This window comes from Olsenella uli (assembly GCF_016900775.1).
Taxonomy (GTDB): Bacteria; Actinomycetota; Coriobacteriia; order Coriobacteriales; family Atopobiaceae; genus Thermophilibacter; species Thermophilibacter uli_A.
Map to the genome: position 1 here is coordinate 1 of NZ_JACJKN010000055.1, position 236 is coordinate 236.

Annotated in this window: 1 protein-coding gene; it reads right to left on the minus strand. The window is 64.0% G+C overall.

All coding sequences use genetic code 11. The features are described from left to right. Nucleotides 1–236 (minus strand): hypothetical protein (locus tag H6A23_RS11290; RefSeq protein WP_204832266.1); only part of this gene is annotated, 236 nt, incomplete at both ends.

Sequence of the window (236 nt, forward strand, 5' to 3'; positions counted from 1 at the left end):
GGAGCAACCTGCTCGTCCTCGAAAACGGGGTACACGTACCACTCGCCGGTGACCTCGGTGGAGTTCTCGACGCGCTTGCCGGATATGTCCTCCCAGCCCACGAAGACCTTGCCCTCGGGCACGTAGCTCGGGGCGATGCCCTCGGCGTAGGTGCCGAACGTGTAGCCCTCGGCGCCGTTCACCGCCGTGATCTCGGTCGTCTCGTCGGTGTCATAGAAGTGCACCTTGTAGGTGAC